Below are 20,916 nucleotides of genomic sequence, written 5' to 3' on the forward strand. Positions count from 1 at the left end.
TCATAAAAGTTTATTTGACATACAGACTGTACGTATGTTACCGTTTACTAAAATTAGTCGAAGGAGAGGTGCGGGGTTATCAAACACAAAGATCACTACAACGATGCGTATATCAAAAATTTTTCCGAAAAATTGGCTGCTGTGCTTCCAAACTTTTCTGCAGAGGCGTTCTGCAGAGACTTGCTAGGTCAGCTGGAGGACAAGGAATTGTTTGACCGTTTTGATTTTATTGTTGATGCGATGGAAAAGCACATGGATGAGAGCTACACCGTCAATATTCAAGCATTTTACGAGCTGCTTGGACCTGAACTGACGCAATCAGAAGGAATGTTTAGTTTTGGCTGGTGGCTGTGGCCGATCGGCAGGTATGTGGAACGCTACGGCAATCAGGATTGGCAAGCTTCATTGGCGTTTTTGAAGGAATTGACGAAACGGTTCACAGGGGAATATGCGATCCGGACGTTATTAAGGGAACATCCTCAGGAAGTAATGGACGAGCTGATCGAGTGGTCTTTAGATGACAATGTTCATGTCCGACGATTAGCTAGTGAAGGGATTCGGATTCGACTGCCCTGGTCACAAAAAATCTATGTTTGTCTGACAGAATCCGAACGTTATGTAACGATTTTGACGAATTTAAAAGACGATCCAGAGAAATTTGTGCAAAAAAGTGTCGGGAACAATTTGAATGATCTTTACAAAGATGACCCCGAGATGGCGGATGAGATCATTGCTCAGTGGCGCCAAACACCCACCAGCAATGCGCAGGAATGGATCATTAAACACGGAAGACGCAATCAGACGAAGGAGCGCGTGCAATGAAGACAAGCCTTTACCCAGTATTGATGAGTTTCTAAATAACTACACAGGAGAGCCCAGCAAATGATCAAAAAAGAAGACGCAAAGCGCAAGACGATGACCGCTTTATTGAAGGTCGCTAGAGAGCACTTCACGCAGGAAGGCTATCACGACGCATCATTAGAAAAGATTGCTGAAGAAGCCCACGTGACTCGGGGCGCAGTTTACCATCATTTCAAAAATAAGCTGGGCCTATTTCTAGCTGTGTTGGAGCTTGTGCAGCAGGATGTGGCTGCTATGATCGAAGAAGAAGCGATCACCAGCGAAGATCTGTGGGAACAGCTGATTCTCGGCTCTTGGGGCTTTATCAAAGCAGCCAATAAAGACGAATGCCGCAGAATTTTGCTTGTCGATGCGCCGGGAGTGGTCGGCTGGGAAGCTTGGCGAAGAGTCGATCAGGAAAATTCCCAGTCGGTTCTGAAATCCCACATCGATCTGCTGCAGCAAAAAGGCTGCTTGGCAGAGGACGTCGACACTACACTGATGGCTATCGCGCTCTCTGGTGCGCTCAACGAATTAGCCCTGAATTATTCTATTCAAGATCCGACTGATTTGCTGGCTACTATTCGTCGGCTGGTAGATGGCTTTAAGGCAACCTAAGACAAACTGTCGACCTGCTTCTTAATCAACGGGTCGTCAACTCGTCCTTGCTATTTACTTAAAGAGCATTTCCTTTGTTCGCCCCTTTGCATCGGTATGCGGAAATACTTCAAGGGTAGCGTTAGGGAAATCAATGGTCGAGACAAACTGCTTAGAACATCCAAACCTATGATTGCATGAATATCACCCAAATTCGGCAAATCCGATTTCACTGGTTTAGCCAACTGGGTATTGCCCATTTGTAAAAGAAACTGCGTCGATACCTAATTCCTTTTGTAGAGTAAGTATCCATAACGACTCCTTGCAAAAATCTTTTTTTACACCACCTCTCAGATATAAAGGAATTATCCTCACCATCAACAGAGAAAAGAAGGTGCACTCATGAAAACGAAACGCTTACTGCTTCGCCGTTTTATCGAACAGGACGATGCCGATTTATTTGACTATCTGTCCGATGAACGGGTCGTAAAATATGAACCCTATCCGCCGCAAACAAGAGAACAATGCAAGGAGCGTGTTCATCTTTATGCGCAGTCCCCTGATTTTTGGGCAGTTTGCCTTACTGATACTGGCAAAGTGATTGGGACGATCTACCTTGCAGAAAGAGAGCAATTCAGTATGGAGGTCGGCTATGTCTTCAACTATGCTTACCAACACAAAGGGTATGCGACAGAAGCCTTGTGGAACCTGTTGTCTCTGTTTTTCTCAGAGAAAGGGGTTCATCGAATCTATGCCCAATGCAACCCAGAAAATTCGGCATCCTGGAGATTACTAGAACGCCTTGGTTTCACGCAAGAAGGACGTTTAAGGAGCAATATTTTTTTCAACAGTACAGAAGAGGGGCTGCCCATTTGGCAGGACACTTTCGTTTACGGCTTGCTTGAGAATGAACTGAAGGTGTTTGAATAAAATGAAAAAGAAGCAGTTTGGCTAACTGCTTCTTTTTCATTCCTTCTGTTATTCAACGATTAGAGAGTTGAGTGATCGACTGTATTCTAAAACAACTGTTTTAGCAATTTCCTGATCGATCTTGCCTTCTTCTTCTAATTGGTTGATCAATTTTACAACGGTATCGTTGTCTTTTCGATCGCTGATTTGAATTTTTTGGATCAGCTTGTCAATTCGTTTACGTATCGTAGGGTAGCTGGTCGAATACGTTCCTGCAAGCTCTTTGATCGAACCAGAGGAAAGCAGAAAATACTTAACAAAATCAACTTCTTCGTCACTTAAATCTAAAAACCAGCGTGGTACCTTTTCTCTATTCATACTTCACCTCTTCTCTACGTTTCGTACTATTTGTGTGCTTTAGCTTTTTGGAGTAATGACAAACTACTCAACAGCAAGATCACTCCGATCAGAATAAACAAGTGGTTGGTTTCACTCCCGGTTCTTGGTAATTCTTTTTTGCTTGAAGCAGTCGCATTGTCGACAGACGTTCTTCCAGAACCGTTGGATCTGTCGTTATTCACTATTCCGTTGTTTACATTCCCACCTAGATTTCCATTCCCTTTGTTGCCATTTCCTCCAGCAACATTGGTTTTAGAGGAGTCTTTGGTGCTGCTGTCTGTACTACTTGGTTTCGTACTTGATGAGCTACTGCTATCCGTGCTACTTGGTTTTGTACTCGATGAACTGCTGCTATCTGTACTACTTGGTTTCGTGCTAGATGAACTGCTATTGTCTGTACTACTTGGTTTCGTGCTGGATGAGCTGCTGTCCGTGCTGCTTGGTTTGGTACTCGATGAGCTGCTACTGTCCGTACTACTTGGTTTCGTACTCGATGAACTGCTGCTATCCGTACTACTTGGTTTCGTGCTCGACGAGCTGCTGTCCGTGCTACTTGGTTTCGTACTAGACGAGCTGCTACTGTCCGTGCTACTTGGTTTCGTGCTGGATGAGCTGCTACTGTCTGTACTACTTGGTTTGGTACTTGATGAGCTGCTACTGTCCGTACTGCTTGGTTTCGTACTTGATGAACTGCTGCTATCTGTACTGCTTGGTTTCGTACTTGATGAGCTGCTACTATCTGTACTGCTTGGTTTCGTACTCGATGAGCTGCTGTCGCTACTACTTGGTTTGGTACTCGATGAACTGCTGCTATCCGTACTGCTTGGTTTCGTGCTAGATGAGCTACTGTCCGTGCTACTTGGTTTGGTACTAGACGAGCTACTACTGTCTGTACTGCTTGGTTTCGTGCTAGATGAGCTGCTGTCCGTGCTACTTGGTTTTGTGCTGGATGAACTGCTGCTATCCGTACTACTTGGTTTCGTGCTGGATGAGCTGCTGTCCGTGCTGCTTGGTTTGGTACTCGATGAACTGCTGCTATCTGTACTGCTTGGTTTCGTACTTGATGAGCTGCTACTATCTGTACTGCTTGGTTTCGTACTCGATGAGCTGCTGTCGCTACTACTTGGTTTGGTACTCGATGAACTGCTGCTATCCGTACTGCTTGGTTTCGTGCTAGATGAGCTACTGTCCGTGCTACTTGGTTTGGTACTAGACGAGCTACTACTGTCTGTACTGCTTGGTTTCGTGCTAGATGAGCTGCTGTCCGTGCTACTTGGTTTTGTGCTGGATGAACTGCTGCTATCTGTACTACTTGGTTTCGTGCTAGATGAACTACTGCTATCCGTACTGCTTGGTTTGGTGCTGGATGAGCTGCTACTGTCCGTGCTACTTGGTTTCGTACTAGACGAGCTGCTACTATCCGTACTACTTGGTTTCGTACTCGATGAGCTGCTGTCCGTGCTACTTGGCTTCGTGCTAGATGAGCTGCTGTCCGTGCTACTTGGTTTTGTGCTGGATGAACTGCTGCTATCTGTACTACTTGGTTTCGTGCTAGATGAACTACTGCTATCCGTACTGCTTGGTTTGGTGCTGGATGAGCTGCTACTGTCCGTGCTACTTGGTTTCGTACTTGATGAACTGCTGTCCGTGCTGCTTGGTTTCGTACTCGATGAACTGCTGCTATCCGTACTGCTTGGTTTCGTGCTAGATGAGCTGCTACTATCCGTACTACTTGGTTTCGTACTCGATGAGCTGCTGTCCGTGCTACTTGGCTTCGTGCTAGATGAGCTGCTGTCCGTGCTACTTGGTTTCGTGCTGGATGAGCTGCTGTCCGTGCTACTTGGTTTTGTGCTGGATGAACTGCTGCTATCTGTACTACTTGGTTTCGTGCTCGATGAACTACTGCTATCCGTACTGCTTGGTTTGGTGCTGGATGAGCTGCTACTGTCCGTGCTACTTGGTTTCGTACTAGACGAGCTGCTATCCGTACTGCTTGGTTTCGTGCTGGATGAACTGCTGCTATCCGTACTGCTTGGTTTCGTACTCGATGAGCTGCTGCTATCTGTGCTACTTGGTTTCGTACTAGACGAGCTGCTACTGTCGCTACTACTTGGTTTGGTACTCGATGAGCTGCTGCTATCTGTGCTACTTGGTTTCGTACTAGACGAGCTGCTGCTATCTGTACTGCTTGGTTTCGTACTTGATGAGCTGCTGCTGTCCGTGCTGCTTGGTTTCGTGCTGGATGAACTGCTGCTATCTGTACTACTTGGTTTCGTACTCGATGAGCTACTGCTGTCCGTGCTACTTGGTTTCGTGCTCGATGAACTGCTGCTATCCGTACTACTTGGTTTGGTGCTGGATGAGCTACTGCTGTCCGTGCTACTTGGTTTCGTGCTCGATGAACTGCTGCTATCTGTACTGCTTGGTTTCGTACTCGATGAACTGCTGTCGCTACTGCTTGGTTGGGTACTCGATGACGAACTACTGCTAGAGCTGCCGCCTGTGCCTTTAGTATCAGCTTCATGTGCCCCTATATCGGTCTTTCCATCTGTTAACGCATTTCCAAAGTAGTCTCGACCGCCGTTGTCAGGAATTTCTGTTCCGGCATCGATGGCAGGAGAATTTTCTGTCAACTGATATCCGCTGACAGAATTCATGCCGACGCCTCCAGTTCCTGGTGCTTGGAGGAGTTGACCTTCGATCAACTCGTCTTCTTTTACTGCTCGTTCATGGTCGCCTTCTGGTCCTGTCACATTGTAAGTACCGTCGTATTCGATATCTGGACTTTTTACAATGACCGGGTTTTGCTCGTTGCTTGGAAGGTTGGTATAGCCGTAATAGACATTGTTATCAAACTGTACTGTTGCCGGATGTTCTTGTCTATCTGGTTCCCCTTTGTCCAATTGTCCGACCTGCCAATGTGGAGTGATTTTTCCGCCTTCATTGTAAAAAATGTTGTTTTTCACTCGAAGTTGGCCCGGACTTTGTCGACTGATAATATCTGTATTGGTTCCCGATCCGGTATAAAAGGTATTGTTATACACCTGCCCGACATCTTCTTCGCTGATATCCGTCGTCCATTTAGGATCTAAGCTATTGGCTGCCAGGAACAAGTGCTTACGGTCATTTTCACTGATGTTGTAGCGAATGACACTGTTGAAGTTCTTCGCGTCGCACAGGAGCATAAAACCGCCTTGATTCCCGTGGCTGTAGTTGTACTGATAAAGCGTGCCTGTGCCTGAGTCGCAATCAAAGCCTTCGCCATCGTAATTATCAGCGGTATCAAACGCCTCATTGAATTGAAAGGTCGGATAATAACACAACCATGGCCAGATTCCAGCGTTTACCTGCCAATAATAGGGTTTAAACTCTGGACTAGGATTTCTGAACAGATCGCCATCGGCTCTGGCATGTGTTTGACTGGCACTGTCAGAGACATTGTATTGGATCATCGGTAAATAGCAATTTTGCGGAACGATCGAATCGCCGCCAGAATCCTTGACATAGTTGTTTTCAATCAATACATTAGTGTGCCCATAGGTCTGACTTTGCACAGGATCGATCTTGTCTGCAACACGCTCGTCGGTGATCGTCCCTTCAAATGCGGTGCATCCAACAGAAATCCCAGTTCTTCTGGTATTCGCTACATAACTGTTGGTGACTGAAATAGTGTCGAAACGCGTGACATTATTCAAGTCCGGCTTGCCGCCTACGGTGAAAAAGATCCCGCCATTGCCGAAATCCTTCGAATGAATATGTCCATCCACATCCGTCACTTGCAGATCATCCAAGTGGATGTTTTGAGTCAGACCGTTGTCCTTAGCTAGAATATAAACTCCGACACGTCCTTCTTTGGATTTCGGACTACCAACTAATTTCCAAAGCTGATCAGCTCGCTGGCTTTCATCGGGGTGAATGTTAGTCACGGCAAAATTTCTCATGGTCCAACCGCTGGCATTGTAAAGTGTGACCGCGGAATAAATTTCTTTATTCATGGATTGCATCGGCTCGATAAATTCTCCACCTTGCCCATTGATTTGTGCTTTCCCACCTGTCGATCCATAGCTCTCCAACGTGATCGGTGCTTCTGCTGTTCCTTCCCCATTGACCTTGCCTTCTAAAAACAGGGTATCGTTGAAGACACTGTCTTCATGAAGTCGGATCGTATCTCCGGGTTCAAACATGGTTGCTTCGACCTTGTCCAAGGTTGCCCATGCGTCATCGGGAGAAGTTCCTGTATTCGTATCGTTTCCTTCGGCAGCATCTACATAATAAACGGTTCCGGCTGCCTCTGCCTCTTGCGGAAAGAGACCAACTAGCAAAGGAATGATCAGTGTCAGTACCCCAACGACTGACACTAGCTGTTTTCTTTTCATTGGTACCTCCTATTGTCTATGTTCTACTTTTGCGGCGTCTACCCACTTTTCCAAATGTTTTTGGTAATTCTCTTTTTCCAGTTGGATGCGAATCGTTTCAGAGACCGCTTCCAATGGTTGGATCGGTCCTTTGTTGGTACTGATGCAGTAATAGCTGCGTGCGTTTTTGCCTTCGCCGTAAACCGAGCTCCAGGTCTGTGCTTTTAATTGCACGATCTCTTGAATCTCTTCGTCGTAATATTTGAGCCAATCACGCATCGTACTTTCTTTTAACTGAACCTTTTCCAGCTTAATTCCTTTGTCCCCCTCCAACTGATCAGTCGTTCCTTTGACAGCAATCAATTCCTTTAACTGTTTCTCATCGCCGCATACACGATACAATTCTTTGTTCTCAACTTCGCGAAAGGCTTCAGGATAGTCTTTGTAAAATGTTTTGACATCTTTATCGGTGACTTCCTGCTGGCAGCTTTTTTTGAGATCGCTGATGCTGTTGCTGAGGGTATAGGCATAGTAAGTCGCTTCATCGTACTCGCGCAAACCATAGACGACTTGTTTCTTTTTGATTTTTTTCTGATTCTTCTGATTGGTCTTTTCCATTTGCTTGACCACTGCTTGATAGCTGTCAACGACTTCGAAGCCTGCTTTTTTGGCTTGCTCCAATTGCACTTTGTCTTCGACGATCTGCTCTTGCAGTTCCTTTTTCTCCAGCTGAGGATAGACCTTTTGATAAAAGACATATTCCTCCTTGGAGATTTTTTGTCCGTTGACTCTCATCACCCATTGGTTGTTCCACCAAAGGAATCCTGCCAAACACAGCAGCAGGACCACTACTGGAATGATGATTTTTTTGTGTTGAAATGCGTTGTTTTTAATGTTCATTACTCGTTGCTTCATGAAGTCTTTCTCCTTAGAAAAGCTACACAAACCCGAACTCTACTGAATCCGAGATTGCTGCGAAGCATTTATCCTTTGGTTGCTGTTAAGACCAGTAAACGATCCGTTTGTTGGATGGTGTATTGCTTCGACCGCGGTTTCAACGAAAATGTATGACCCTTGATTTTCTTCACCTTGGTTCGAGCAAAAATCTTCGGTTGGCCTTCCAGCTTGATGCCATAAGTTTTGCCAAAGACTGCCGGAAACTCGACTTTTCCTTCTTCGTCAGTCGTTTCGATCACTGGCTGTCCCTCAACTAGAACTGGATTCTTGCCCTTTTTTCCAGTCATTTGAATCTTTTGCCCGGTGATCGGCACCTTGGTCTGCTGGTCGATGAGATAAAAAATCAACTGATACTTTCTTAAACCGATCATGCCTAATCGAATGATGTAGCAAAATAATCCTAACAAGAGCAAGCTACCGATAATCGCGGCGATCAGTACACCGAGCTGCTTCCATTGTTTACGGTTATCAACTGCTGCTTTTTCTTTGGCAATTTTTTTCGTATAAGGAACTCGATGTCCGCGGACCAGCAAGCGATGGGAATTAACTCCGTAAGGCGTACAGGTCAATAAGGTCACATAATCCATTCCTTCTGCAATCAGCAGATCTCTGGTTTCCGTTGGTTCGATCACTTTGACCTGATCGACTTCATACGCATGGGTCTCATCCAATACTTCAATAAAAAAAAGATCCTTTGACTCCAGCTTGGGCAGATCGGTAAACAGCTTGGCTTCTCTTAACCCGCGGTGGGAAGAGATCACCGAATGCGACCCTGGACCGCCCTTCAATGAAGAGGTGCTTTCTAGGATGGCCGCTCCCTTTGACAGAAAGAATTCGTTGGTGACATCAAAGATCGGCAGCTTGACATCGATCTTAGGGATCACCACGGTGCCGGCGGTATGCTGTTCGATGTACGAAGGCGTCGGCTTGACCTTCTTTTCTTTGTTGCGACGGGCTTCAGAAAAAGGCTCACCATCTGATCCGGGATTCTTTTCCTTCTTGGCCTTTTCGTTTCGCTCATCCATTTCTTTTTGGATGCGTGCGATTTCGGCTTTGTTCTTTTTCGAAGCTTCTTTCTGGTAGCTTTGAACGATTTTTTGATCCAAGTAATCATTAATGCTTTGACTTAAGATCGGGTAGAGCAGCAGCGTAAGCCCAAACATCAGAAAAATCAGCATCACAATCCGCTGCAGCATCACTGCGACCGCATTTGATTTCTTTTCTCCCTTTTTCTTTAGCTTTGTCATCGTCGTGCTCCCCCGTCATCGATTGATTGAAAAAGACAGTAACAAGTCTTGCATGCTTGCAGTCCTTCGTTACTGTCTTATTGAAGCATGCGCTTCGAGTTATTTATGCTTCTTTACGTTGTGAACGCATATATGCTGCGCCAACGATCGCGATCACTGCTACACCTAGTGCCATCATGATATAAACGCCCGCTCCACCAGTTGATGGCAAGCTGCCTTTTTGTTTATTGACTACTTCTTCAGGTGTTCCAGGAGTTGCCGCTAATGGGTCTGTACTGTCGAATGAGCCTTGTGTAACTTCGAATTCCACACGGTCCGTCAGCAATACATATTTGTCAGTTGGTGTTTCTACTTCCTCTAGGTAGTAAGTGCCGTCCTTAAGCCCTTTGATGGTCACATATCCAGAAGTATCTGATTCATATTTCGTAGCATCTGCTTCATTCGTTACCCAAGATACTTCGCCGTCTGTACCGATCTTCAAGTATTTTGCTGAAGCGTCATCCGCGTCGCGAACAACAAATTTTGCGCCTTCTAATGCTTCTCCATCGTTTGATCCATCGACTTTTACAAAGTTGTATCCGCCAGTGTATACTTCGCTACCTGAACCTTCATCTGTATCGTGACCTGTATCAACTTTTGCCGTGTTGTTCACTTCATCACCTGGTGCGATGGTTTGTAATAGTTCCATTTTGTATGTCATCACCAATGTTGCATTTGGTTCCAACAAGGCGATTCCGGCAGCTGTAAAGCTGACTTTGAATACACCCGTAGTTGTTTGATCCAATGTATAATGCGTTGGTGAAGCAAAGGTCGTCGTACCGTCTGTTAATGACAATGTAGTATCATCTAGTTCTAAATGAGCACCGTGCGTATCAGTGATTTCATATTTAACATAACGTGGAGCGTCATTTACACCATCGCCATCTGAATCGATCAGGTCTCTGATCCCGGTAGGAATCACTGTTTCTACTCGATAGTCGATCTTATCGCCGACGTTGACTGAACCACCGGTATTGGTTTTCTTCACGTCGACATCATCATTTAAAATCGCATCGTTGCCGGTAAAATTCTTTGTCGTATTGGTTGCATCTAATGTAAATTGCTGATCGATCGCACCGTTTTGGATCACGTAGCCTGGTTTAACAGTAACCTCTGTTAAATAGTACGTACCATATAGCAAACGATCTTCTGAGAATTTACCATCGCCATCTGTTGAGAATTTATGAGCATCCGATAGATTGGTTGACCAAGTAGGTGTGTCAGAACCATCAAATCCACTTAAGTATTCAGTACCTGCAGCATTGTACAATCCTTTTCTGTGGATGACGAATTCCACGTCTTCCAAGGGAATTGGATCACCATCTTCATCTGTCAAGTTAGACAATTTTTCTACATTCACACCGGCAGTTTCAACGATGTTTTTCGGATACAAATGAATCGTCGTTAAATCTGTCGTGCCGTCAGAACCTTTCAATGGCAAAGCCACGACCATATTGTCTGCTTTCGTTACCCCAGCCATTGCTGTTTCCACGATAACGTAGACAGAATTTTTCCCGTTGGTCTTATCTGGCAATGCGCTGAAGGTCAAATCCCCTACAGAACCTGTTGTTGCAGTCGTTCCAGTGTCCACTGGTGTTTCTGCTGTATAATTTGCTGATTTTACTTCCGTCAATGCTTCATCCATCGTGTATTTACGTGCGGGTGAAGCCGTTGGATGAGTCGTATTTAATAAGGTATAAAAATCATCTGTCACATTGTAGATTTTAAATTCAACCCCGCCGAAGCCGTCTGCTGAAGCAAATTCATTCATGACTTCCCCGGTATTTTGGATCGCTGTTTGTGCGGTATCAAACCGTTTCTTGTGCAGTGTGATATCAACTGTTCCAGCAGCCTCGGCTGTCAAGGTGGACCCTAACCCTAGAGCAAAGGGCAATAGTACCACTAATGCTGTTAGTATGGATAGTAATTTCTTTTTCATTTTTTTTTGTTTCCTCCATTTTCATTGATTTGTTGCTTTTTCTTAAACCAGAATAGACCAAGAACAAATGCGATGATCAGTGTTCCTGCTGCTACTCCGGCAGTCCCTAATTTTTCTCCCGTTTGAGGCAAGCTTTTGGACATTCTGTTTGTGACTGTTGTCGCATTAGTACCGCCTCTTCGGGGTGGATCGACAGAAGTCCCGGTATCCGGAAGCTTGCTGTTCACGACCTTCAAGATTCCTTCTGCCTGTGTTCCAGCAGAATAGGTATTCTTTTCTACCTTGAATTCAACAGGATCGCTCAATCGGCGGTAGCCGTTAGGTGCAACGACTTCCTCCAAGTAGTACGTCCCATAAGCCAGTCCTCTGACTTCGAAGGCGCCTTCTTGATTAGAGGTTATTCGGAACAATTCCTGATCATTCAGCGAATCGGTCGTTTCCTTCCAGGTAAAGCGGTTGGTCAAGTACTGCTCTTTGCTGTTTCGAATCACAAAAGCAGCGCCATTCAGCGTTTTTTCCTGCTGATCGGCATCGACCTTGATAAATCGGTACCCGCCTGTATAGACTTCTTTCGAGCGGCTTTCCTCCTGCTGCTCATCTGTCGAATCATGATAGTGCAGCCGGATCGTATTGTAAAACGCCGCATCTGGTTCAGAACCTTCTGCTAACTTCAAATGATAGGTAAGAGTCAGCTCTGTGCCTTGATAGATTGCCAGTTGAGCAGGTTGAAACTCGATCACAAAGCCATTGTCCTTCGCTGAGACCTGATAGATCGCAGGAGCTATCAGGTTCCCTTGATTATCTGTGAGTACGATTGAATCAAGCTCTGCCGTCAATTGCTTGTCTGGCAGATCTTCTACGCGAAAGTATTGGTAGCTTCCAATCATCGTAGGGATTGTCAAAACGGCTTTGTACTGGATCACTTCTCCATAAGCGAAGTCCTGATGCTTTTCTGACAGCTCCTTATGAATGTCAGGCAGCTCCATGACGATATCGTTTTTTGAGTAGACATGCACATGCTCTTCCTCTTCTTTGGTCGCTTCGTTCAAAACCGGAAAATGCATGATCACATTGTCGCTGGCCCCTGCATGCGGAACAGATCCCGTTTCTACAAATAAGTAGCTGGCATCATAGGTGCCGGACTTTTTCGCTAGGCTGGTTTGAAACACTCCATCGGTCTCGACCATCTTGCCTTCATCATTCGGGACTGCTTTTCGTCCCGTCATTCCCTTGCCGACAACCTGCATTCCCGGGTAAGCAGAAAGCGATTGTCCAAGCGCAACGCCCGCAATATCTGCCTTAGTCACTTTCTTGACGGTCTCCATTGCATCTGCTAGTGAAGCCGTCGAATTTCTTAGATAGTTGGTAATATCGACCACTGTAAATTCTGCACCATTGATCCCCTGCTTTTCAGTCAACATCGTCTGATCGGTGGTGACCTCCGCATTCTTGGTGACTTCCTTGTGCAGATAAACCGTTTGTGTTTCAACCGCCTGTGCGGTTTGTCCTAAAAACAAGAAAGTGCTTGCTGCTAGGAGAACGACCGTTAAGCAGGAAATGAAAAGAGTCAACCGTTTCATTTTAAACACCTGCCTTTCTGCAGTATTCAATGAAGCCTGCGCTCAGCAAGACCAGCACGATGATGCAGCTAGCCAAAATAATCTGTTGACGCAGTCCCTCACCGCCGGTCTCAGGCAGAGGCACTTTTCCACGCTGGTTGTTCACATGGATCGACAGCGTATTGCCTGTATTGAACTGTGCGGTAAATTGATTGGTTTCTTCGCCCGCTTGGTTCTTATAGGTAATCGCATATCCGGAATCATTGACTTCTTTCAGATGATACGTTTCCCCGTCGGTCAGAAGATCTGTCCAATCGGTGATTTTCGTGGATGCATCCGATAAATCTGTGTAAAAATCAATCTCAATTTCGGTATCCTTGGCAGTAACTTCTGCTTTTCCGTAGGCAATGATCTGGTCATTGCTGTCCAGCAGATGGAAAGTAAAGGTCTCTCCTTCAAATACCCCATCTCCCGTCACCTTCTTGTATCCTTTGAAATTGAAGGTGTCCTGATTTTCTGTCTGCAGGGTGATATTCTTCGTCGCATCGTTATACACGACTTCAAACTCGTTATGATTGGTCCCAGTTCCTCCTGAATACACAGGATGGTAATGCTGGGTCTCTGTTTCCACCAATCGGTAGGTATGGCCTTCCTCCAACACAGTTGAAAAATCAGTGATCGCATTGGCCGGATCGTAGTCAGCAGTCGTGAAGAAGGAAATAGCTTGCTGCTGGCCTTTTTGATTGATGGTAACTTTTCCATAAGCCACCGTTGGTTCGCTGCTGGCCGTCAAATCTTTTAATTCAAATTCATAGGTTTTGCCGGACGCCATAGCACCGGTTCCTTCTACTTTCTTGTTGGCGCCAAAATCGAAGGTATCCTTATTGGTTACGACAAATTCGATTTTGCCGCCATTTTCGTAATCTGCGGTATAGGTATTTCCTTCCGTCAGCTCACCAGCGCTGTCTTTGCCGTTGTAATAAGTCACTTCATAGCCTTGATTATCTACCTCGACCAGCTCATAGGTCACCCCGTCTTCGAGAATGACTGTCTCTTGTCCATTGATCTCCATTTTCTTCCAATTGGTGATCTCTGTCGTATACGCAGCATCCCGATAAAAGGTGATCTTTTTCCCTGTGTTTTTTCCATCGGTCGTGGTGATCTCTGTCTTGCCATAGGCAGCCACTGACTGGTCGCGAGTATCTCTCAGTTCAAATTCGAACATCTTGTCTTCCAGCAGATCACCGATCCCCAAAATCTTTTTCTCTGCTTCGAGTTTGATCGGCTCCTTGTTGATGATGAAGAACCGCCAGCGATGATCTTGTCTGCTGTTGTATTTAAACTGGTTGGTCACCTTGCCATTGGTATCTTGAATATGGACCTCATAGCCGTCAGCACCTACTTCGTTGATGTAGTACCAGCGCCCATCGACCATAAATTGGCTCCAATGGTTTGGATCATCCTTATTCACATTCTCAATCGGTATCGTGTATGCGGCATCGCGATAAAATTTGATCTCCACCTCGACCCCTTTTTGAGTGACCTCCTGCACAGTTTTTCCATACGCGATGATATTGCCGTAGCGGTCAGAGATCGTAAACTCAAAAACCTTGCTTTCTGCTAGCTCGGTTCCTTCATCTCCAGAGACTTCTTTATACGCCTTTAGGAAATCGCCATCCACGTCTCCCCAGATGACTTCAATTTCCGTCTCTGTTTCTGCGTGTTCAGATTCATTCTCGTTGTATAAGAAATCAATGTCATTTTCATAGAGACCGGACCCATATTCTGGGACATCGATGTCGACCGTAAACCCGACTGTATAAGCCGAGATCGCACCGTTTGTCGGACTAGCGTCACTTTTTCCATAGATATCATGCAGCTGTGCTTTTTGAACATCAGTCAATGAATCGTCTTCATCAATGGCTTGATGGATATCTGCATTTGGAAAATCAACATAGTCTCGTTTTAGATCATCGTAATAATGCGTCGAGCCTGGCAACGTTCCAAATGCAATAAGCACCGTCTCTGTTCCGTCCGCGTGGGTATAAACCCCGTAGGCTCTTTGCTGCCCGTTATTATCGGGATACTCTTGCACATAATCTTGGAACTCATCATAAGTCATTGCTCCTTGATCCAGCTTGGTAAAAGAAGAAGGATTCCCGTTGGTTCCCCCCTCTTTTTCAATCTCGAAATTGGAGAAATTGATTTTCTGAGGCACCCCTTCGATATTCTCACCGATCTGTCGATCCCCCATGCGTGAACCTACAGCATCTGTCGTGATAATATAAGTAGGAACGGTCACGCTTAAGGAGTTTTCTCTGAAATGCGTGCCGGGGACCAAATGATCGACCAGAAGTCCTTTTTGTTTATCGAGAATCTTGGTCGTGCCTTGATCTTGGGTGTAATTATCGAAGACCTGCCCATAATCCAAATAGTTGACCAATGAAGACCAATGGATCGCATTCTCTCCATTAAGAGGTTTGCCTTTTTTGTTCAGATATTTCGATTCATCTGGGAACGGACGATCCTCTGGAGGATACTGGGTGGGATCTGGTCCAGGTGTAACTTCTAGTTCTGGTCCTTTTCCATTTCCGCCACCATCGATTCCTGTACCTTCTTTTCGTGCGACTGCCCACATTTCAAGGTAGCCGTCATACAAGCGGTCTTGCTCGATCGCCCGCTCGCAAAGCGTGAAGATGACTTTGCCACCCTCTATCTTGTATGCCAGCATTGGATCATCGCTTTCTCCTTTAGGTAGGTACCCTGAAGTATTGAAATAATCAAAATTCCAATCATTGGGAACCGTGATCTCAAACGTGTCGCCCACCTGAGCCCCCTCAGGCAATGGGTCAAGCTCAAAATCCATTCGAATGTAAATTTGCTGACCCGTCTCAACGCTCGTTCCTCCACCTGGTCTTTTTTCAACAATATAATCAGTAATATTTATTTCAGAAGTCCAATCAGCTGCCAACGCTTTTTTCGGATGGACGCCAAAGATTCCTACTATAAAAGTGCTGAGTAATAGTATCACCATGGAAAGAACTTTTATTCGTTGCTTTTTCACATCTACCTCCCCTTTAAACACTAAAGATTGTAATGATTTTAATTTCAAAAACAGTATAGAATAATAAATTAATGAACTTTAAAATTCTTCATGAATAGCAATTATTTGAATTTAAACGTTGGAATTAACGAAAAAAACAACGCTTATGCCTCATAAGCGTTGAACAACCCGTTAATTATTTAACTATTTTATTCTTTTAAACTTTTTTTTTATTTTTCTGCAACCATTTGTTAAATATTCTACTGATTTCTTCTTAAATGCTGCTGTTTGATTTTACTGATTCTAATTTTAGATACTGCCAGATTTCTTTTTATCATCCTAAAGTAGCCTGTGCAAAAAGATATCCGAAATGAATTGTCATTGAAAAAAACAAAGAAAACCAATTTCATTTCATGAATAGGCGCTCTTTCTTTTCACGCTGATCACTTTATGTGAAAAAACAACAGGAATAAAACCAACTTTTTGATCTTTTTTATATAAATGTAATTATTTTAAATGATTATATGTTTATTTGATGCGCATTGCTATATAATTAGAGAGGACTAATTATTAATTATCCATTGGATTTTAAGTCACGGCTATTCATATTTCAAGCAAAGGATCCATTAAAATGATTTATTTTTATAGCGAAAATATGACAAAAGGTATGTTTGTTCTCACCTACCTTTTTCAAATGACACCATCCTTAATTTTTTATTTGACGATCTTAAAATATCTTTTCCCGACAAAGATCTCTCGTTTTTCAATTGGCTTGACGATGATTGCTACTTATAATTTGGGATGGATCTTCATGAAGATCGTTCAATACTCCTTTCAAGAGGTCTTGACGATCCACAATAATTTCAGCATCGTCTGTCAATTTGCTGTGATGCTGATTCTTTACGTCGTCTTTAATCGAGGAGACCGCCTTTTTCTGACGAACTTGCTGACTGTCACCTGTTTTGCCTTTTTAGCGGTGAGTTCCTTCGAGTATCTTCGGATGTTTTTATTGAGTACGAAGGCGCCGATTTTTTCGATTGGGATCATCAACTGGTATTTGCTTCTTTGGCTGGCATTTCTGCCTTTGCTGAGACGATTTTTAAACTGGTTAAGAACTCACATCCTCGCAGCTCCCACGACGATGCTCGTGTTGATGTGGACCCTGTGGATCGCGATAGACTTGTTCGTATTTTTTGTTCAGATCTATGCGGTCACTGAACCCACTAAGTACCCAGGATACTCTTCCGTGATTTTTCTATCGGAAAGCTTTATCGGACGTTCAATGATCCAGTCTTTGATTCCATCGGCTTTTTTCATTATTGAACCGCTTTATCAGACGTACACGGTGAACATGATCCTGATCGTGCAAAATGCGCTGGCCGCAGGCGCCTTCATCTTTTTGCTTTTCCTGAATCGACGCTCCAAGCTGCAGCTGGCCCACCAGGAACAAATGCAATATGAATTAACTCAATATGTAAAAAACTTGGAAAAAATGACCCAGGATATTCGGAAAAACCATCATGACTTCAGCAATATTCTCTTTTCCTTAGGAGGGTATATCTATCAGCCGACGATCGATCAAAAAGAACTGAAAAGCTATTTTGAATCGGTCACTCAAACCTTCGAGGCAGATTACGATTACTTTTTAGAGACCTCCAAGCTTGGAAATTTGGAAATCCCTGAATTGAAGACTTTGATTTTCACAAAATTGGTCGACGCAAAAAAACAAAACATCTCGTTTACGATCGAGATCGATACGAAAATCTCCTCGTTAGGTATTTCAGGCGTCAACTTGTCGCGGATCTTCGGGATTCTGCTGGACAATGCCCTTGAGGCTGCTGCAGAAAGTGAGGTACCTCAAGTCTGTTTGGCATTTATCAATGAACCCGCTTCTTATGTTTGTATGATCGTAAATTCGACCAAACACAAGAATATCCACTCGCTTTTAACGCAAGACAGTTTCTCTACCAAAGGAGAATCCCGCGGACTGGGCCTGTCGATTGTCCGAAAAATCGTTCAAAGCTATTCCGGTATTCTGACGATGCGGACTTCACAAAAACACGATCAAGTGTTTCAAACCCTGATTTTTGCGAAACCAAATAACTCAGATACCCCTAACGCATAAGCTGGCCGCTGGATTAAACTTAGTTCGTTGAAAAGACCCTTTTGACCATTTATAAACCAAATTGCCTATTTTGAGGAGGAACCATATGGCCATTAAAATCTATATCGTAGAGGACAATCCAGCCCAACGCGAAAAGCTGGAGCAAGCCATCAAAGACTATCAGCTGTTTTCGGATTGGGAGCTGGAGCTGGCCTACAGTACCGGCTCTGGAGAAGCGCTGTTGAGAAATATTGACCGAAGCAATCAATGGAACATCTATTTTTTGGATATCAACCTAGAGGAAAGTGACGAAGTAAACAACGGATTCATCGTCGCACAAAAAATCCGTGCCTTCGATCCCTTTGGCTTCATCATCTTTGTGACTATCCGTTCCGAACTGAGTTTTTTGACCTTCCAGTACCGTGTGCAGGCACTGGATTTCATCATCAAAGACCCCTCCGTGGACATTCGCGAACGGCTGTATTCCTGTTTGAGAACCGTTAAGCAGCGTCTGGACCTGCTAAGCCAAAGCCAAACCATGCGCCTTAACACCGGAAATGAGATTATGACCTTTTTAGTCGAAGATATCCTCTACTTTTCTTCCAATAAGGGCCATATCCTAACCATGGTCACACGGCAAAACGACTACATGATCTACCAAGAGACCTTGAACGAACTAGAAACCAAGCTCAGCGAACATTTCCTGCGCTGCCATCGCGGCTTTCTGATCAACACCAAGGCCATCACCCACATCGCAAAAGTCTTTGGCACGGTCGTCTTGGAAGATGGAAGCTCCATCCCCGTCTCCGTCAGAAAACGTTCTGCATTGAAAGCACTGAAATCGAATTTGGTGCTGGACAGCCTATCCTAAAATAAAAAAGAGAGTTGAATCAAACAACACACAGTCTGCTGGTTCAACTCTTTTTATTCACTTTCTTTCGTCTTTTGAAAGTGATCTTTTTAAGAAACATACTAGTAAAACGCCGAAACCACCACATAGCCTTTTCCTCACTGTGACTGGATGATTTCCTCCCGGCGTACTTGTCGACCTTATTTTTCTCCAAGATTCTGAATTACGATTTTCGATTCCGTCGAGCAGCTGGATCATTCAGTATTCTGTTGCTATTGATTTGTTTTTGTTATCATTTTAATTTCACATTATCCATCTATCCCCCTACTTATTTCACTTTATTTTTGCTCATATATACTAAATAATCCGCCAACCATCATTCATCTATAACACATTAAAAATGCCAAAAAAAGACGATTCTGCTACGCTCCTCTTTTCTTGGCATTTTTACTTACATTTCCATTCTTTCTTCACGAACGATTCGCCCGTTCACCAGCCGAATGACACGATGAGGGAATTGATGGATGAGGGTTTCATTATGCGTTGTAACCAATACAGTCGTTCCGCTTTGATTGATCTCTTCCAGTAGTTTGATCACTTGCACAGCATTTTTACGATCCAAGTTGCCTGTCGGTTCGTCCGCAAGCAAAAGCGCGGGCTGATTGATGACGGCCCGAGCGATCGCAGCTCTCTGGGCTTCACCGCCCGACAAAGCGGTCGCAAATCGCTTCTCGCTCAAATCGACCAGCTCTAAAATCTCTTCAATTTTTTTAGGGATTACCTCTGGGTCAGTCCCGACGATATCCATCGCATAGATGAGGTTCTCTTCCACATTGGTTTGAGGCAGCAGCCGGAAGTCTTGAAAAACAACGCCGATCTCCCGACGCAGATACGGAATCTCGCGGCGTTTAATCATACTCAAGTCATGGCCGCCTACGCGAATTTCCCCGCTGTCAGCAGTTTGTTCTTTGTAAAGCAGCTTCAGCAACGTAGATTTCCCAGCGCCGGAGGGTCCCGTGATATAGACAAATTCCCCTTTTTTGATCTCGAGATGAATGTTTTCCAACGTAGGAAGTATCTGCGATTCGACCTGTGCTTCCTTGCCGCTCTGGTGGATCAACTGCTTCTCAGAACGGTACTTCATGACATTATTTAAATAGATCATCTGTTCATTCCCTTTCCTTATTTCGGGTAGCGAATGCATGAGCTTACCGCGATTTTAGCACTGATCAGTCCTATGACAAGGGAGGTGCCAATTGTAAGAAGGGGTAATAACAGCAGCAGTTCTCGAACCTCAACAAAGTGATAGCCAAAGTGCCTCAGCCCCTTTTGCCAAAGTCCTGTCAGCCACGCATAGCTGGCTAAGGCGATTCCTGAAGCAGCTAAGCTCCCTAACAAGGACATAAACACTCCCTGAATTAAAAACGGCATGCTGATATACAACGGAGTCGCTCCCAGCAGTGTTCTCGTCTGAATCTCTTCTTGTCTGGATTTGATTCCCATCATCAAGGTAATGAACAGAATCAACACCGTAAACACACTGCCTAAACCGAACAGCAGCCAGCCAAAACGTCGAAGGGTCTTGGTCGTGCGCAAGAGTTCATCCGCCGTTTGGTCCCCGTAATTTGATTCCGCTACATGCTTTAAGGCTTCGATCTTCTGATTGGTCTGCTTGATTGCTCTTTCCTTTTTGACCTTGATTACAAACTTGTCATACAAAGGATTCGCTTTTCCCTGCAGCATCTCAAAGGCACTGCCATATCGTTCGATGATTTCTTTCACACTCTGCTTTTTTGACTTGAAGGTCACCGACTGAACATTTGGCAGCTTTTGAATATCCTTTTGCAAAGAATCAATGTCTTGCTTGCTCGCAGACACCTCAACAAAAGTATGAATCGCGACGTTTTCTTCAAGCTGAGCTGAAAAGGAACGAATATTAAAGCTCAGTGCCAGCAATAAACTTAAAAAAGTCATCGTTACCACAATAATCAGCAGACTTGCTGCAGACATAAACTGATGTCTGCGTATATTTTGCAGCCCTTCTCTAAACATTTTTTTGAACGTATATCGACGCATCT

15 protein-coding genes are annotated in these 20,916 nt (G+C 44.5%); 6 read left to right on the plus strand and 9 right to left on the minus strand.

The genetic code is table 11. From position 1 onward, the window contains the following. Positions 1-207: 207 nt before the first annotated feature. From NRIC_RS08345 to NRIC_RS08355, 3 genes are all read left to right on the plus strand, one after another. A complete protein-coding gene (locus NRIC_RS08345) occupies positions 208-822 on the plus strand; it encodes a DNA alkylation repair protein (protein ID WP_227873768.1) in 615 nt (204 codons plus the stop codon). Positions 823-882: 60 nt separating this feature from the next. Beyond that, positions 883-1,458, plus strand: a complete 576-nt coding sequence (locus NRIC_RS08350) for a TetR/AcrR family transcriptional regulator (protein WP_227873769.1) — start codon at positions 883-885, stop codon at positions 1,456-1,458. 381 nt (positions 1,459-1,839) lie between these two features. Continuing rightward, the gene (locus NRIC_RS08355; protein WP_146622242.1) at positions 1,840-2,367 is read left to right on the plus strand and encodes a GNAT family N-acetyltransferase; all 528 of its coding nucleotides are present in this window, start codon (positions 1,840-1,842) and stop codon (positions 2,365-2,367) included. A 48-nt stretch (positions 2,368-2,415) separates the two neighbouring features. On the opposite strand, the gene NRIC_RS08360 is transcribed toward NRIC_RS08355, so the two are convergent. Next, positions 2,416-2,724: a DUF2089 family protein gene (locus NRIC_RS08360; protein ID WP_146622243.1), complete on the minus strand. Its 309-nt coding sequence runs from the start codon at positions 2,722-2,724 to the stop codon at positions 2,416-2,418. A gap of 26 nt (positions 2,725-2,750) precedes the next feature. Continuing rightward, positions 2,751-2,927 (minus strand): LPXTG cell wall anchor domain-containing protein, encoded by a 177-nt coding sequence (locus NRIC_RS19845; RefSeq protein ID WP_175580031.1) that lies wholly within the window; start codon positions 2,925-2,927, stop codon positions 2,751-2,753. Between NRIC_RS19845 and NRIC_RS08370 the strand changes: the two genes are divergently transcribed. After that, positions 2,863-5,316 carry a hypothetical protein gene (locus NRIC_RS08370; RefSeq protein WP_146622244.1) on the plus strand — a complete coding sequence of 818 codons (2,454 nt, stop codon included), beginning with the start codon at positions 2,863-2,865 and terminating at the stop codon, positions 5,314-5,316. The genes NRIC_RS19845 and NRIC_RS08370 overlap by 65 nt on opposite strands. A 1,814-nt stretch (positions 5,317-7,130) precedes the next feature. Here NRIC_RS08370 and NRIC_RS08375 read toward each other — a convergent pair. The 5 genes from NRIC_RS08375 to NRIC_RS08395 all read right to left on the minus strand — a co-directional run bounded on the left by NRIC_RS08375 (position 7,131) and on the right by NRIC_RS08395 (position 15,905). Continuing rightward, complete coding sequence (locus NRIC_RS08375) at positions 7,131-8,015, minus strand: SurA N-terminal domain-containing protein (RefSeq protein ID WP_146622245.1); 885 nt, start codon at positions 8,013-8,015, stop codon at positions 7,131-7,133. Positions 8,016-8,083: 68 nt separating this feature from the next. Further along, on the minus strand, positions 8,084-9,304 hold the full coding sequence (locus NRIC_RS08380; protein ID WP_146622246.1) for a class C sortase: 1,221 nt from the start codon (positions 9,302-9,304) through the stop codon (positions 8,084-8,086). A 103-nt stretch (positions 9,305-9,407) separates the two neighbouring features. Then, a complete protein-coding gene (locus tag NRIC_RS08385; RefSeq protein WP_146622247.1) occupies positions 9,408-11,282 on the minus strand; it encodes a SpaH/EbpB family LPXTG-anchored major pilin in 1,875 nt (624 codons plus the stop codon). Beyond that, positions 11,279-12,862 (minus strand): SpaH/EbpB family LPXTG-anchored major pilin, encoded by a 1,584-nt coding sequence (locus tag NRIC_RS08390; RefSeq protein WP_146622248.1) that lies wholly within the window; start codon positions 12,860-12,862, stop codon positions 11,279-11,281. The genes NRIC_RS08385 and NRIC_RS08390 overlap by 4 nt, the downstream gene beginning before the upstream one ends. A 1-nt stretch (position 12,863) precedes the next feature. Further along, positions 12,864-15,905, minus strand: coding sequence for a hypothetical protein (locus tag NRIC_RS08395; RefSeq protein ID WP_146622249.1), 3,042 nt, complete (start codon positions 15,903-15,905; stop codon positions 12,864-12,866). A 610-nt stretch (positions 15,906-16,515) separates the two neighbouring features. Here NRIC_RS08395 and NRIC_RS08400 point away from each other — a divergent pair. Both NRIC_RS08400 and NRIC_RS08405 read left to right on the plus strand, forming a co-directional pair. Further along, entirely contained in the window at positions 16,516-18,009 is a 1,494-nt protein-coding gene (locus NRIC_RS08400) for a sensor histidine kinase (RefSeq protein ID WP_146622250.1), read from the plus strand. An 85-nt stretch (positions 18,010-18,094) separates the two neighbouring features. Continuing rightward, on the plus strand, positions 18,095-18,859 hold the full coding sequence (locus NRIC_RS08405; RefSeq protein ID WP_146622251.1) for a LytR/AlgR family response regulator transcription factor: 765 nt from the start codon (positions 18,095-18,097) through the stop codon (positions 18,857-18,859). 430 nt (positions 18,860-19,289) lie between these two features. On the opposite strand, the gene NRIC_RS08410 is transcribed toward NRIC_RS08405, so the two are convergent. After that, positions 19,290-20,003 (minus strand): cell division ATP-binding protein FtsE, encoded by a 714-nt coding sequence (locus NRIC_RS08410; RefSeq protein WP_146622252.1) that lies wholly within the window; start codon positions 20,001-20,003, stop codon positions 19,290-19,292. A 17-nt stretch (positions 20,004-20,020) separates the two neighbouring features. Further along, the gene (locus tag NRIC_RS08415) at positions 20,021-20,914 is read right to left on the minus strand and encodes a permease-like cell division protein FtsX (RefSeq protein ID WP_146622253.1); all 894 of its coding nucleotides are present in this window, start codon (positions 20,912-20,914) and stop codon (positions 20,021-20,023) included. Positions 20,915-20,916: the final 2 nt, after the last annotated feature.

The sequence above is a fragment of the Enterococcus florum genome, from assembly GCF_004309355.1.
Classification (GTDB): Bacteria; Bacillota; Bacilli; order Lactobacillales; family Enterococcaceae; genus Enterococcus_A; species Enterococcus_A florum.

Bases quoted from the DNA above. Each gene is read 5' to 3' on its own strand.
- NRIC_RS08375 (WP_146622245.1), bottom strand. From the start codon at position 8,015: ATGAAGCAACGAGTAATGAACATTAAAAACAACGCATTTCAACACAAA.
- NRIC_RS08400 (WP_146622250.1), top strand. From the start codon at position 16,516: ATGATTTATTTTTATAGCGAAAATATGACAAAAGGTATGTTTGTTCTC.
- NRIC_RS08350 (WP_227873769.1), top strand. From the start codon at position 883: ATGATCAAAAAAGAAGACGCAAAGCGCAAGACGATGACCGCTTTATTG.
- NRIC_RS08390 (WP_146622248.1), bottom strand. From the start codon at position 12,862: ATGAAACGGTTGACTCTTTTCATTTCCTGCTTAACGGTCGTTCTCCTA.
- NRIC_RS08360 (WP_146622243.1), bottom strand. From the start codon at position 2,724: ATGAATAGAGAAAAGGTACCACGCTGGTTTTTAGATTTAAGTGACGAA.
- NRIC_RS08355 (WP_146622242.1), top strand. From the start codon at position 1,840: ATGAAAACGAAACGCTTACTGCTTCGCCGTTTTATCGAACAGGACGAT.
- NRIC_RS08380 (WP_146622246.1), bottom strand. From the start codon at position 9,304: ATGACAAAGCTAAAGAAAAAGGGAGAAAAGAAATCAAATGCGGTCGCA.
- NRIC_RS08410 (WP_146622252.1), bottom strand. From the start codon at position 20,003: ATGATCTATTTAAATAATGTCATGAAGTACCGTTCTGAGAAGCAGTTG.
- NRIC_RS08405 (WP_146622251.1), top strand. From the start codon at position 18,095: ATGGCCATTAAAATCTATATCGTAGAGGACAATCCAGCCCAACGCGAA.
- NRIC_RS08415 (WP_146622253.1), bottom strand. From the start codon at position 20,914: ATGCGTCGATATACGTTCAAAAAAATGTTTAGAGAAGGGCTGCAAAAT.
- NRIC_RS08385 (WP_146622247.1), bottom strand. From the start codon at position 11,282: ATGAAAAAGAAATTACTATCCATACTAACAGCATTAGTGGTACTATTG.